Here is a 13,805-nt window from a genome sequence, read left to right as displayed (position 1 = left end):
TATCATGATGGGGTTACCATAGTTATGATGGAACATTGTGATGTGGCAGCATGTGTGGCAATTGTTTTAGATGATATGGATCGAGTGAAGAGGTTGTCTGACTTATGAAATGGCTGGGCCCAGATGGTTTGATGTTCACTGCTTATGCCCTGCCATTATTCTGTTTTCCTCTGAGTACGGCGGGTGCTGGCATCTCAGTGGGGCTTTTACTGGTAATTTATGCTGTAAGTGGGCATTGGCGGGAATGGCGCCGGATCTTCGCACGGCCTTGGGCGGTACCACTTATGCTGCTCATCAGTTGGACGCTTCTTGGCCTGTTATGGACTACGGATATGTTCTTCGGGCTGAAGGTCGTGGAAGCCACCAGTTACGGTATTTTGGCGTTTATAGGCGCCACATTGCCCTGGAAGGCGCGCTGGATAAAGCTATTCATTAGGCTATTCCTTTCTGGTTTGTTGATCAACGAATTCCTGGCAGTCATGATGACTTGGGGAGTTTTTCCATGGAATAATACCGGCAGTATAGCCTATACGGGTTTTTGTGGTCATATTTTCCTTTCTTTGGCAATCGCCCACGCACTTTTGTGGCTGACCTGGGATTTTAGGCAGCAATGGAACTTTCCCCGCTGGGCCAATTTGCTCGTCAGCCTGTTATTGTTTATGCAACTATCTGTTATATCTGGGCGTTCTGGGCAACTACTACTGGTGCTTTTGCTTCCTGTGGCGATTTGGATGGTCTATCCCGGACGCTGGCGTTACTGGGTATCGATGGTTTTCACGGTGGCCGTCGCGGGATTGTTTGCGATACCCTCTATTCGTGCCCACTTCATGGTTGGGTTTCATGAGTTGTTGACTTTCAACCTAAATCACGCAGATGTTTATTCAAGCTGGGGTATTCGTCTCTTGGCAATGATTGGCGGTGTGATGATGTTCCTTGCCCATCCATTTTTTGGGGTTGGGACAGGTGATTTTTATCCCGTTATACTGAAAATGCAGGCCGCGCATCAAATTCCCGCGACCCCCGGCTTTATCATGAATACGGCGGCTAACAGCTATATCAGTGAAGCGGCATCTTTGGGGATTGTCGGTCTTGGGCTTTTCCTCTGGTTTCTCTGGTCTCTGGGGCGTGAAATGTGGGGGGCGCGTGATCTTCCGCAGAACTGGTTCGCACTTACTTATTTCTCCATTTATCTCATCGGTGGACTTTTCGATGGTTTGAGTTGGGGATATGCAGATGCTGTTACTATCGCGCTGCTGGCGGGCTTACCCTTATACCACAGGTCTGTGATTGAGCCTGCAGAGCTGAGCGCCCCATAATGGGTGCTCGTCTGTCGGTGGTTTATATTACTAAAAACGCCGGACAGCATTTTGCCCGGTCACTAGCGAGCGTGGCCAACATCGCCGACGAGTTGCTGGTGGTAGATAGCGGTTCTCAGGATAATACGTTAATGGTAGCGCGAAGCGCGGGTGCTCGTATCATCGAGCGCGCCTGGCCTGGCTTTGCTGCGCAGCGACAGTTTGCCGTGGCGGCGGCGGAAAATCCGTGGGTTCTCATGATGGATGCCGATGAAATACTAACCGAGACGGCAGCGAAGGCTATCCGAAATACTTTCTTGATCGGGGAACCTGCAGGTGTGGTGGGTTATCTGCTTGAGCGCATAAGTTTTTTTCACGGTAAAGAAATTTGTTATGGCGATTGGGCGCATGACCGGGTATTGCGTTTGTTTGACCGCCGATGTGGTGCTTATGGGGAGAATCTGGTGCATGAGGCGTGGGAGACTCATGGAATTGTCAAGCCTATCCCAGGTCGTGCGCTACACCATTACTCCTACGCTAATTATGGCGAGTTACTCAATAAAATGCACCTTTACGCCACCCTCAACGCCCAGCAGGTCCACCAGCGCGGCAAAGTGCTCCACGCTTACATGCCCATGACCCATGCACTGGCCGCTTTTTGGCGCGGCTATTTCTGGCGCTTGGGATTTCTGGATGGGGTGGAGGGTGCCGCCATTGCCTGGACGACGGCGCTGGGAGCGTTCATGAAATATGCCATTGCGCTGGAACTCAGAGACCATAATCAGCAATGAAGATTTTGATGGTGCGCCTGAGTTCCATGGGCGACGTGCTGCATACCCTGCCGGCGCTGACGGATTTGCAGCGGACCCGGCTGGATCTGCGCTTACATTGGTTGATTGAGCCTGCATTCGCGCCCATCGCACAGCTGCATCCGGGGGTCACGCGGGTGATTCCCTTCTCTCTGCGCAACTATAAAAAACAGTGGCGTGAGCTGGCGTCCGCGGTACGGGATTTACGCCGGGCTTTACGGGTGGAGCATTACGACCACATTCTCGATGCCCAGGGCCTCTACAAAAGCGCCTTGCTGGGCCGTCTGGGCGGTGCGCCCCTGTGGGGTTTGGATGCCGCCAGCGCTCGCGAGCCGGGTGCCACCCGGCTTTACCATCGCCGCTTTCCGGTGTCCTGGGGGCAGTCTGCCATCAGCCGGAATCGCCAACTATTCGCGCAGGCTTTAGACTACCCCCTGCCGGAAACACCGCCGGATTATGGTTTGCAGGGGGCCGCCGCGCATCTGCGTAAAGACACATTGGCGCAGCCTTGGGGTGAACTGGTGCAGCAGCCCTTTGTGCTGGGTTTTCACGGGACCTCGTGGGAGAACAAGGAATGGCAGGAAGACTATTGGCGGGCATTGGCCGTTCCCTTGCGACAGGCGGGATTGCGTTTGTTGCTGCCCGCAGGCAGTGCGCGGGAAGCGGCGCGCGCGCAGCGGATCGCGACACAGGCGGACAATGTGCTGGCGCTGCCCACTCTTACCTTGCTGGAGCTTGCCGCCTTGATCGTGCGGGCTGATGCCTATGTCGGTATGGATACAGGCCTTTCTTATCTGGCCGGTGCCCTGGGGCTGGCGGGGGTTACTTTGTACGGACCGACGGCCAGTGGGCGGTTTTCTGTGGCGGAGCACCGTCAGGCCACCCTGCAAAGTCCCGAGCCTTGCGCGCCTTGCGGTAAATCCCGATGCCCGTTGCCGGAAGCGAAAAATGGTCTGATACTCTGCCAGCAGGCGTTACGCCCGGAGCAGGTCTGGACGGCCTTATCCCCTTTACTGGAGCACTGATCATGAACCCCCCCCTGGTGCTCCTGCCGGACGAGCGCCGCCGCTATCGGCGCCATCAGTTCTGGACGGATCACGGCATTTTCCGCGAACTGTTTTATGCGAATTTTCACGAGATTGCGCCAGGGGTGTTTCGCTCGGCCCAGCCGTCACCGGTCCAGTTACGGCACTGGCAGCAAAAGCATGGTCTCTGCACGGTATTAAACCTGCGTGCTCCAGCACCCCACGAACCCCATTACCGTCTGGAGCAGGAAACTTGTGATGCCCTGGGCATGACGCACCTGACCCTGCACGGCTTTGGCTCCCGGGATCTACCGGAACGTAGTCAGTTGCTGGCGGCCATAGAGGTACTGGATCAATTACCCCAACCTTTTTTACTGCATTGCAAATCCGGCGCGGATCGTGCCGGTTTCATCAGCGTGCTGTATCTGCATCTGGTGCTGGGGACACCCCTCAGCGAAGCGCAGCGGCAACTGCGTTTGTGGCCTTTCGGTCATATCCGGCACGCCAATACCGGCATTCTCGACTGGTTTTTCATCAGTTACCACGATGCTGCCGCCTGCCATCCCGGCTTGACCCTGCGTGACTGGATCAAGGACGGGTATGATCGCGAGCTCGTCCTGAAAAACTTCCGGCCCTGGTATCGTCTGGACTGGCTGACCGACCGTATTTTGCACCGCGAATGATGAGTCGCCGCCTCTACGCCTTTCTGCTCTGGCTGCTCAGCCCAGTCGTTCTGGGTTTTACCCTCTGGCGGGCCTGGCGACGACCTGCCTACCGGGAGCGCTGGTGGGAGCGTTTCGGCTGGGGGCCGCGCCGTTCGGATCGGCCTATCTGGATTCATGCGGTGAGTGTGGGGGAGACCATCGCGGCGATTCCCCTGGTGCGGGCTTTGCAGGCACGTTATCCGGAGGTGCCCATTCTGATGACCAGCACAACGCCGACGGGAGCTGCTGTAGTCAGTCAGCGTTTGGGTACGGAAGTGCTGCAGTATTACCTGCCTTATGACCTGTCCGCGGCGGTCACGCGCTTTTTGCGCCGCCAGCGACCGCGTCTGGGAATCATCATGGAAACGGAGATCTGGCCCAATCTCTGTCATGCCGCCAGCCGCGAGGGCGTGCCCCTGATGCTGGCCAATGCCCGGCTCTCGCAGCGCTCGCTTCGGGGTTACGCCCGTTTCCGGACGCTCTTTGCCCCCGCATTGGCCAGTATGAGCGCTGTTGCGGCCCAGAGTTCGGAGGATGCGGCGGCTTTTCGCCGCTTGGGGGCAGAGCATGTGGTGGTGACCGGTAATATCAAATATGACTTGCCGGAACCCGTCGCCGCGCGGGAGCGGGGGCGCCAGTGGCAGCAGCGCTTCGCTGGCCGACCGGTCTGGGTATTCGCTTCTACGCATGCTGGTGAGGAGCAGATGGCGCTGGCGGCGCTGGAAGAGTTGCAGCGCCAATGGCCGGATCTGCTGCTGGTGCTGATTCCCCGCCATCCCTCGCGGCGACTGGAAGTGATGGCACGAATGCAGGCAAAGGGGGTGTCCTTTGCCTTGCGCTCGCGTGCCGAGGACGTGGGGGCGCGCGCGGTTTTTCTGATAGATACACTGGGTGAGGTGATGGACTTCTACGCGGCGGCAGATGTGGTGACCATCGGTGGCAGTTTTGTGCCGGCGGGGGGGCATAATCCCTTGGAAGCTGCAGCACTGGCCCGCCCTGTTACCTTCGGCCCGTATATGGATAATTTTAAGGGTATCACCCAGGATTTGCTGGCGGCCAACGCTGCGGTTCAGGTTGTGGATGTCGAGGCCCTGGTAGCGCAGTTGGGGGCGTGGTTGACTACCCAGGAGCCAGCGACAGAGATGGGCGACCGGGCCTTGGCGTTTCTGCAGCAGCAGCGTGGCGCGCTGGGGCGTACTTTTTCCCTGCTAGATCATATCGTTCCGTAAGCATTTTAATAGGGATAGTCCCAGCCTTCCGGCTGATCCTTGAAACGACGGTGAACCCACCAGTACTGTTCAGGGGCTTTACGGATAGCGGTCTCCAGTGCGACATTCATCGCCGTGGCATCTGCTTTCGCATCGCCGCTCGGGAAAGACTTGGGCATAGGCACAATCTCGATCCGAAAACCCTCACCACCCGGTAACCGATAGGCAAAGAGTCCGAACACCGGGCTTCCGCGTCGCGCCGCCAGCCGACCCAGCAAAGGTGTCGTGCAGGCAGGACGGCCAAAGAACGGGGCATAATCCCCTTCGCGCGGATCGACGTTCTGATCTGGAAGTATACCGATCACTTTTCCCTGCTGCAGCGCGTGGAGCAGGGGGCGGATACCACCCCCCTTGGGGACCAACTGCACACCGCTGCGCCCGCGTCCGGCCACCATGCGTGCGTTGACGGCCGGATTGCCGGTTTCCATGTAGAGCACGGTTACCGGCCAGCGTTGCCCGATGTAGAGTACCGCGGCTTCCCAGGCTCCCAGGTGCGCGGTGAAGAGAATAACCCCATGTCCCTTGGCTAAAGCGGCGTCCAGCAGATCGTCCCCACGCACTTCGCGGATCAGGCCGAGGGCGCGGGGCAAGGGCCAGTACCACAGTGGTCCCAACTCCAGGGCCGCCTGGCCCAGTGCCCGGAAATGTGCGCGCCGCAAGGTATGCCGCTGGGCCAGGTTCATTATGGGGAAAGCAATGGCGAGGTTGGCGTCCACCACCTTGCGCGCCCGTGTCATACTGAGCCGCACCAAATCACCGAGCATTGCACCGAGGGCCGTACGCCAACGCCGCGGCAGGAAACCCGCCCCGCGCAGAATGCCCGCTGCCAGTGAGGCTACCGCCTTTTGCCGCAGATTTCCCTGTACCTCAGCCACTTTCCCTTGGCCTCCTCCATTCTGTGGCAGGTATTGTAGGACAGGGCGGAGCGTTCGGATACCCATTGTTCGCATGGCATTGCCCGCGAAGAGGCTCCCGGACTACCGGTGCAGCGCCCGCCGCAGGCGATCCAGGCCTTCCTCCAACACGCTTCGCGGTGCGGCGAAATTCAGGCGCACAAAACCCGCGCCGCCCGGCCCGAAACTGGGGCCGGGATTGAGGCCGAGACCAGCTTGCAGCAGTCGCCGAGCGAGCGTCTCGTCGTCGCCGTAATGGTGCATATCCAGCCAGGCCAGATAGCCGAACTCCGGTTGCCGGTAGCCGACTTCGGGTAGCTCCCGCATCAAATACTCGCTGATGAGGCGGGCGTTATTGCTCAGATACCGGCGCAATGCGGCCTGCCACTCCGCACCGTGTCGCCAGACGCTGGTCATGGCGGTCAGGGCGAAGAGATTGGTGTGCTGAATCTGGCTGCGGTGGACTTCATTCAGAAAGGTACGACGCAGCTCAGCATCGGGGATGACGCTGATCCCGCCACCCAGTCCCGCCAGATTGAAACTTTTGCCGGCAGAGGTCAGGAGTATCGACCGCGGAAAGCGGCTGGGGAAAGGGTAGTGCGGATGCTGGCTGAGATCGGCATGGATTTCATCGCTGACCACCACGCAGCCGGCATCGGCGCAGAGTGTGCCCAGTCGTTGCAGCTCTTCCGGTGTCCAGACTCGCCCCACCGGGTTGTGGGGCGAGCAGAGGAGCAGCAGTTTCGCCCGCTGGACGGCGATTTCCAGGGCATCCCAGTTCATGCGGTAATGGCCGGTGTCATCCGTGATCAGCGGAGCCAGCAGCAATTCCCGCCCGTTGTCCTCCACTGCAGTCATGAACGGCGGATAAATGGGAGGCATGACGATGATCGCTTCGCCCGGCCGGGTGAAGGCGCGCACGGCTGCGTAAAGGGCAGGAACGACACCGCTGATGCAGGCGACCGCATCGCTTTCCGGCCGCCAGCTATGGCGCCTGGCCAGCCAGTCGGCGGCGGCCTGCAACATGGTCCCTTCATTGCCCGGATAACCGAAAACGGGATGCCGCAGACGTTCCTGCAAATCGGCGATGACCGCGTCGGGTACGGCGAAATCCATATCTGCCACCCACATGGGCAGCACTTCAGCACCAAAACGTTCTGCCGCACCGTCCCATTTAAGGGATCCGGTTCCGCGTCGTGGAATGACCCGGTCGAAGTCGACGCCGTCCTGCTCCGCGCTCATAAGCGCTCCCAGATGGTCACCTGCGCGATACTGTGCTGATATTTGCGCGCCGTTTCGCGGATGACAAAGGACAAATCCTGCGGGCTGTCATCGCGCAGACGGAATGGCCCAGACAAAATTTCCCGCAGGGCGTCAAAGGTGCTCAGACTCTCCCCATCCCGTTTGAAACCGCCGAGCCATTCCGTCCGCGCGGTGTATTCTTCCAGCCAGGTATAGGGCGAAGTGATGACCAGCAAACCGCCGGGAAGGATGCGGTCGGCAATGTCCTCCAGAAATTTGCGGGGATGGTGCAGGCGGTCGATGAGGTTGGCCGCCACGACCAGATCATAATCCCGATACAAAGGCTTCAGATTGCAGGCGTCCGCCTGGAAGAAGCGAACCCGGTGCGCCGTCCCGGCCAGACCCAGGGCGCCGAGATCGGCCGTTTGATAACTTTGCAGTTCACCTTCTTCGGTCAGCGTGTAGGAGAAGTGCCCGCGCTCGCGCAGTTGCACGCCGACGCTGATGAAGCGTGCCGAGAAGTCGAGGCCGGTGACCTCAGGGCAGTGCTTTGCCAGTTCAAAACTGCCGCGGCCTACGGCACAACCAATGTCCAGAGCGCGACGTAAAGGCTTGCCCGCCATAGCCTCCACAGCGATGCGCGCGACTTCCACCGCAAAATTGGCCACCCCATAGTAGTCGCGTCCATAGTGAAATTCCGCATACTGGGAGACCAGGGCGTCACTCTCATAGACCGGTATCTCAGGCAGTGCATTGGGCGAGGCCACATAACGGAACCCCGCGTGCTGGAAGAAATGGCGGCGGAAGGCGTAGCGGGCCTCCTGCTGCGTTTCGTTGCCGAGACTGATGAATGAGCCGCCCTTGATGAGATTGTGCTGTTGGTCGAAGGTGGGCACCGTGAAGTCATCATAAACCGGATGCACCTCGAAACCGGAAAAGGGATAGATGGGTGTCGCGGTCCATTGCCAGACGTTGCCGACCACATCGTAGAAATCCCCCTGTTTGAATTGATCTACGGGGCAGGGCGAGCAGCCTGCGGCGAGTCCGATATTGCCAGGCACCGCGTCGTCCCAGACATCACTGTCCGTCAGTCCACTGAGATCACGCAGGCGCCGCCATTCATCCTCGCTGGGCAGGCGCAGGCTCTGACCGGTCCGGGCCGATTTCCAGCGGCAGAAAGCATCGGCCTCCAGCGCGTTCACCTCCACCGGCCAGTTCCGCGGCATGGGGCGCTCCTCCGCGATCAGGCGCAGCCGCCAGGTGTCCTGATCCGGGACCCAGAAAGTCGGATGCCGGGCCTGGCTGAAGCGGCGCCAGCGATCTCCCTCTGCGGTCCACCAGCGGCTGTCGCTGTAGCCATCCTGCTCAACGAAAGCCAGGAATTCCTGATTGCTCACCAAAAAGCGGGAGGCATGAAAGGGCTGCAACGCCGCCTGATGAAGGCCATATTCATTATCCCAGCCATAACGAGGATCCGCGCGTTCTTTGCCCAGACGGACGGCGCCGCTGGCCACGGCCTGCAGGATGTTGTCCGGCGCGGCCCCTGCGGGGGTCCAGGGACGGAAGGCTTCCACAGGCCGAACGCGGGACAGGGGCAATTGCCGCATGAGCACCGAACTGGTCTCCAGATGGATATTTTCATGCTCAATGCCCATGAGGATCACCCACCACGGTGAATCCCAGGTGATGGGCAGGGACAGGGGCATCTCGCGGATCAGACCGTCCACCAGTTCCCGCACCCGCTGCCGGTACTGACGGACGTCGTCGACGGAGGGCCAGTCGTAGTGGGTTTCGTCCAGGTCGTCCCAGGACATTTCATCGACGCCGACCGCAAAAACGGACTCTAAACGTGGATCGAGGCGCTGTCCGATCAGTCCGGCCACCTGGAGTTTATTTACATAGAAGGTGGCGCTATGGCCGAAATAAAAGATCAGGGGATGACGCAGGGGAATGGCCTTCTCATACCACGCCGCCGGTTCCGCCAGGTGATCAAAAAGCTGTTCATACAGCGAAAAAGTCTCGTGAAAGGTCCTGCGAATCTCTTCCCGCTTTTGCTCTGCATGCTCGCCGTCGAGACGGAGCGCAGCGATACGTGTACGCGCCATGGATTCCCCTTCTGTACGTCCTTGGTGTCTTGGTGAGTCAGTTTAACACAAGATACCGTCCGGTCGGATGCGTGGGAAGGGGTGGTCTCAACTACAGGCGGCAGTTCAGGCAGGTAGTTACCGCCTGAGTTAAACACCGCCATTATAGTCCATCTGCCGCCAAGCCTCGAAGACCGCGACAGCACAGGCGTTGGACAGATTCAGGCTGCGCTGGCCGGAGCGCATGGGCAGGCGCAGTACCTGCGTGGCGGGCAGGCTGTCCAGGAGGCTGGCAGGCAAGCCGCGGGTCTCCGGGCCGAAAAGCAGCGCATCGCCGGGCTGGTACGCGACGTCGTGATAAAGCCGCGTTCCCTTGGTGCTGAATGCAAAGACGTGCGCATCGCCTAAAAATGCCCGGCAGGCCGCCCAGTCCGCATGGCGATATACCTGCGCGAACTCGTGATAGTCCAGCCCGGCGCGGCGCAGGCGGTGGTCATCCCAGGCGAAACCCAGAGGCTCCACGAGATGCAGGGTGGCTCCGGTGTTAGCGCAGAGGCGGATGATATTGCCGGTATTGGGGGGGATCTCCGGCTCATAGAGGATGACGTGCAAAAATGGCGCAAGCAACAATGGACGCTCAGAGGGCACGGGCGAGCACCCAGATGTCAATGCGCTGTACCCCGGTATCCCGCAGGGTGCTGGCAATCTGGGCGGCGGTGGTTCCGGTCGTGAGTACATCATCGACGACGGCGACGTGATCCGGAACGCGCCCGCGCAGGGCAAAGGCCGCATCCAGATTGTCCCGCCGGGCGGCCGCGCTCAGGCCGAGTTGGTGGCCGGTATTGCGGCGACGCTGCAGTGCTCCGGGGATGACCGGGATTTTCCAGCGTTTGCCCCAGTGACGGGCGAGCAGCATGGATTGGTTGTAACCGCGTTCGCGCAGGCGCTGGCGATGCAGAGGCACGGGCAGCAGCGCGTCCGGGCGGGACGGCGGATGCTCGCCCCAGGCACTGGCCCAGGCATCGGCCAGTGGCCTGGTCCAGTCCAGACGCTGCTGAAACTTCCACGCGATGATGGCGGTGTTCAGGGGTTCGGCATAGATAAACGGGGTATAGACATGGTCATAGGTGGGGGCTTCCACCGAGCAGACCGGGCAGTCCCTGTTGTCTGACAAGGGTAGCGCGCAATAACTGCAACGCTCGGCGGGCAGACGCGGCCAGTCGCCGAAACAGCCGGCACAGAGCGGGGCACCGGGCGCGGCACAGGCACGACAGCATTCCGGAAACAGCCAGTGGCTGAAGCGCCCCACGGCGTCGTGTAGCCGATACAGGCGTGGAAGGATCCGTTGCAAGAAGTTCCTTTGCTTATTAGTAAAGTCGTTTGGCAACGCCAGTCGTTGTCACCGGATGTGATTCTCTCGCCCCCGCCCTCCATTGACAAGGCACAGGCCCCTCCCTATAAGAAGCTATGCATACGGAACGGGAAGAACAATGGCGTGTGGAATTGTCCGCCTTGCGTGCGCAGGACCTCTGGCGGGAGTTGCAGGTCCTGCAACCCGCGCCTGAGCGTGGGCCGCCCACTTTTGTGGGGGCGCAGGGCGAACCGCTCTTGTCCTTTGCCAGCAATGATTATCTGGGCCTGAGCGCAGAACCGGCCTTACGTGACGCCGCCATCGCCGAGATCCAGCAGAGCGGGGTAGGGGCTGGTGCGGCGCCCCTGCTTGGTGGCGAGCGGCGCGCCCATGCGGCGCTGGCAGACGCCCTGGCCCGCTGGCTGGGGGTAGAGGCGGTGCTGCTCTTCGGTAGCGGTTATCTGGCCAACCTGGGCGTCATCTCCACGCTGGTCGGACGCGGTGATCGCGTCTATGCCGACCGTCTCAACCACGCCTCGTTGGTGGACGGGGTGCGCCTCTCCGGTGCGCGCCTGCACCGCTACCGGCATGGCGACATGACGCATCTGGCGCAATGGCTGGAATGCGGCGGCCGGGGGCGGGCCTGGATCATCACAGACGGGGTGTTCAGCATGGATGGCGATATCGCCCCGCTCCCTGAACTCGCCACCCTGGCACAGCGGTATGGCGCAGGGATCATTCTCGACGAGGCCCATGCCTTTGGAGTGCTGGGGAGGGAAGGGCAAGGCACTGCGGCGCACTGGAACATGGACATCCACGGGGTAGACGTCATCATGGGCACCCTGGGTAAGGCCTTCGGTGTTTACGGCGCCTTCGTGGCGGGGAGTCGGGACCTGGTGGATCTCCTGCGCAATCGCGCCCGCAGCTTCATCTACCATACCGCCCTGCCCTCCGCCTTGGCGGCTGCCGCCCTCGTCGCGCTCGACCTTTTACGGCATGGGGATGCCCGGCGCGAGCGCCTGACACAGCACCGGCAGCATCTGCGTGCGCAAGTGCCCGACGCCCCCTGGCTGGCCAGCGAGACGCCTATTCAGGGCCTCCTGCTGGGCGATGCGCGGCGGGCGCTGACGGTCAGCGCCCAATTGCGCCGTGCCGGCCTCTACTGCCCAGCGGTGCGGCCACCGACGGTGCCTACCGATAGTGCCCGTCTGCGTATCACCCTCAGTGCGGCACACCGTCACGATGATATCGAGCTTCTGGCTAGCGCGCTCCGGGAGGTCTTATGAACTGGGCGCGTCAGGTCAGTGGTCAGGGACGCCCGCTGGTGCTGCTTCATGGCTGGGGGATGGAAAGCCGTGTCTTCGCTTCTTGGCGGCCCCTTCTGGATGCGCATTTCACCTGCATCAGCTACGATCTCCCCGGTCACGGGCAGACGCCCTGTGCGCCCTCCGGCCTGGCTTGGTCCGCCAGTCTGGAGGGTCTTCGTCAGATGCTTGCCCAGGAGGCCCCCAAGCCCCTGTTGCTCGGCTGGTCCCTCGGGGGCTTATTGGTCTTGGGCATCGCCTTGCAGCACCCTGAATTATTGGAGGGACTGGTGCTGATATCCAGTTCTCCCGCCTTTTGCCAGCGCCCCGACTGGTCTCCGGCCATCCCTGCCGCGACTCTGGAGGATTTCGCGCAACGCCTGCGCGAAGATCCGCAGGGTACCCGGCGGCGCTTCCTCGCCCTGCAAGTGTTGAACGATCCACAAGGACGCCGCGCTCTGGAGGGCCTCAGCGCTTGGCCCATGCCGGATCAGATTTGTCTCGCCGATGGGCTGGGGCTGCTGCGGGCGGTGGATTTGCGCAGCCAACTGAGGAGACTACCCATACCGGTGCATATCGTGCATGGGCGACAGGACCGCATTGTGCCCATCGGTGCCGCCGATTATCTCCACACGCGGTTGTCTGGTAGTTGGCTCACCCGGTTAGATCAGGCAGGCCACGCCCCTTTTCTGTCGCATCCGCAAGCCTGTACCCACGCGCTGCTGGAGACTTGGGGATGAGCTCCGGCAACCCGTCCTTCTTCATGGAAAAACGCGCCGTGCGACGGGCTTTTGAGCAGGCAGCGGCCGCGTATGAAACCAGTGCCGTCTTGCAGGATCAGGTTGGCGCGCAGCTCATTGAGCGACTGGACCTCGTCAAGCTGGAACCCCAATGGATACTCGACGTGGGCAGCGGTACCGGCCTGCAAAGCCGCCGTCTCAATCGCCGCTATCCCAAGGCGCGGCTGCTCGCCCTGGATCTGGCGTCGAATATGTTACAGCAGGCCCGGCGTCGCAAAGGCTGGCGGCAGCGTCAGCATTTTTGCCAGGGTGATGCGGAAAGCCTGCCACTGGCGACGGCCACTATCGACCTGCTCTACGCCAATATGTCCATTCAGTGGTGCAATGATCTGGATCAAGTGCTGTGCGAGTTTGCGCGGGTATTGCGTCCCGGCGGCCTGCTGATGTTCAGCACCCTCGGTCCGGACACTCTCAAAGAACTGCGTCAGGCCTTTGCGGCGGTGGACGACCAGCCCCATGTCAGTCATTTCATCGACATGCATGATATTGGCGATGCCTTGGTGCGTCAGGGCTACGAAATGCCGGTGCTGGATGTAGAACATTATCAGCTCACCTATGCGACGGTGGATGGTCTCCTCCGCGACTTGCGTAACATCGGTGCCACCAATGCCGCCGCAGGGCGCACCCGTGGCCTGCTCACACCGCGCCGCTTGCAGGTGCTGCGCCAGGCCTACGAGGGTTTGCGCGCCGATGGTCGGTTGCCCGCCACCTATGAAGTCGTCTATGGGCATGCCTGGAGCAGCGGTCCACGCGCCCTTCCGCGTGCAGACGGCAGTGTCGCCATCCCCTTGACCCAACTGCGCCGCCGCCCGTGACGCAGGAACAGCCATCGCCGAAGCAGCAAATGCGCCAGGCGCGCGGACTTTTCATCACCGGTACCGACACGGGCGTCGGCAAAACCGCTGTCACGGCGGCGCTGGCGCGGCTCTGCGCCGGTCACGGCATGCGCGTTGCGGCCCTCAAACCCATTGTCTCGGGGGTCGGAGCCGACGGTACCTGGGAGGACGTGGAAATTTTGCGCGCCGCCAGC

14 protein-coding genes are annotated in these 13,805 nt (G+C 61.0%); 9 read left to right on the top strand and 5 right to left on the bottom strand.

The window, feature by feature from the left end; all coding sequences use genetic code 11:
- The first annotated feature begins 104 nt into the window (after positions 1 to 104).
- The 5 genes from M7F93_RS08695 to waaA are packed head-to-tail and all read left to right on the top strand — an operon-like array spanning position 105 to position 5,062.
- On the top strand, positions 105 to 1,316 hold the full coding sequence (locus M7F93_RS08695; RefSeq protein WP_298172047.1) for an O-antigen ligase family protein: 1,212 nt from the start codon (positions 105 to 107) through the stop codon (positions 1,314 to 1,316).
- Positions 1,316 to 2,086, top strand: coding sequence for a glycosyltransferase family 2 protein (locus M7F93_RS08690; protein ID WP_298172044.1), 771 nt, complete (start codon positions 1,316 to 1,318; stop codon positions 2,084 to 2,086). Before M7F93_RS08695 ends, M7F93_RS08690 begins: the two co-directional genes overlap by 1 nt.
- Entirely contained in the window at positions 2,083 to 3,129 is a 1,047-nt protein-coding gene (gene waaC, locus M7F93_RS08685; protein ID WP_298172040.1) for a lipopolysaccharide heptosyltransferase I, read from the top strand. The genes M7F93_RS08690 and waaC overlap by 4 nt, the downstream gene beginning before the upstream one ends.
- 2 nt (positions 3,130 to 3,131) lie before the next feature.
- Positions 3,132 to 3,812, top strand: a complete 681-nt coding sequence (locus tag M7F93_RS08680; protein WP_298172036.1) for a tyrosine-protein phosphatase — start codon at positions 3,132 to 3,134, stop codon at positions 3,810 to 3,812.
- Entirely contained in the window at positions 3,809 to 5,062 is a 1,254-nt protein-coding gene (waaA, locus tag M7F93_RS08675; protein ID WP_298172033.1) for a lipid IV(A) 3-deoxy-D-manno-octulosonic acid transferase, read from the top strand. The genes M7F93_RS08680 and waaA overlap by 4 nt, the downstream gene beginning before the upstream one ends.
- 5 nt (positions 5,063 to 5,067) lie before the next feature.
- Here waaA and M7F93_RS08670 read toward each other — a convergent pair whose 3' ends face one another.
- The 5 genes from M7F93_RS08670 to M7F93_RS08650 form a co-directional block, all read right to left on the bottom strand.
- On the bottom strand, positions 5,068 to 5,976 hold the full coding sequence (locus M7F93_RS08670) for a lysophospholipid acyltransferase family protein (RefSeq protein ID WP_298172030.1): 909 nt from the start codon (positions 5,974 to 5,976) through the stop codon (positions 5,068 to 5,070).
- Between the two features lie 102 nt (positions 5,977 to 6,078).
- Positions 6,079 to 7,236 carry a PatB family C-S lyase gene (locus tag M7F93_RS08665; protein ID WP_298172027.1) on the bottom strand — a complete coding sequence of 386 codons (1,158 nt, stop codon included), beginning with the start codon at positions 7,234 to 7,236 and terminating at the stop codon, positions 6,079 to 6,081.
- On the bottom strand, positions 7,233 to 9,341 hold the full coding sequence (gene ovoA / locus M7F93_RS08660) for a 5-histidylcysteine sulfoxide synthase (protein ID WP_298172024.1): 2,109 nt from the start codon (positions 9,339 to 9,341) through the stop codon (positions 7,233 to 7,235). Before ovoA ends, M7F93_RS08665 begins: the two co-directional genes overlap by 4 nt.
- Before the next feature lie 129 nt (positions 9,342 to 9,470).
- Positions 9,471 to 9,968, bottom strand: a complete 498-nt coding sequence (trmL, locus tag M7F93_RS08655) for a tRNA (uridine(34)/cytosine(34)/5-carboxymethylaminomethyluridine(34)-2'-O)-methyltransferase TrmL (RefSeq protein ID WP_298172021.1) — start codon at positions 9,966 to 9,968, stop codon at positions 9,471 to 9,473.
- Positions 9,958 to 10,671 carry a ComF family protein gene (locus tag M7F93_RS08650; RefSeq protein ID WP_298172018.1) on the bottom strand — a complete coding sequence of 238 codons (714 nt, stop codon included), beginning with the start codon at positions 10,669 to 10,671 and terminating at the stop codon, positions 9,958 to 9,960. Before M7F93_RS08650 ends, trmL begins: the two co-directional genes overlap by 11 nt.
- A gap of 116 nt (positions 10,672 to 10,787) precedes the next feature.
- Here M7F93_RS08650 and bioF point away from each other — a divergent pair, with 116 nt between their 5' ends.
- The 4 genes from bioF to bioD all read left to right on the top strand — a co-directional run.
- On the top strand, positions 10,788 to 11,957 hold the full coding sequence (bioF, locus tag M7F93_RS08645) for an 8-amino-7-oxononanoate synthase (RefSeq protein ID WP_298172015.1): 1,170 nt from the start codon (positions 10,788 to 10,790) through the stop codon (positions 11,955 to 11,957).
- Positions 11,954 to 12,715, top strand: coding sequence for an alpha/beta fold hydrolase (locus M7F93_RS08640; RefSeq protein ID WP_298172012.1), 762 nt, complete (start codon positions 11,954 to 11,956; stop codon positions 12,713 to 12,715). Before bioF ends, M7F93_RS08640 begins: the two co-directional genes overlap by 4 nt.
- The gene (bioC, locus tag M7F93_RS08635; protein WP_298172009.1) at positions 12,712 to 13,590 is read left to right on the top strand and encodes a malonyl-ACP O-methyltransferase BioC; all 879 of its coding nucleotides are present in this window, start codon (positions 12,712 to 12,714) and stop codon (positions 13,588 to 13,590) included. Before M7F93_RS08640 ends, bioC begins: the two co-directional genes overlap by 4 nt.
- A gap of 29 nt (positions 13,591 to 13,619) precedes the next feature.
- Positions 13,620 to 13,805: ATP-dependent dethiobiotin synthetase BioD (bioD, locus tag M7F93_RS08630; RefSeq protein WP_298172006.1), on the top strand; the 186-nt coding region annotated here is incomplete at its 3' end.

It is taken from the genome of Acidithiobacillus sp., from assembly GCF_027322205.1.
Classification (GTDB): domain Bacteria; phylum Pseudomonadota; class Gammaproteobacteria; order Acidithiobacillales; family Acidithiobacillaceae; genus Acidithiobacillus.
This window is presented reverse-complemented; position numbering and strand designations above follow the sequence as displayed.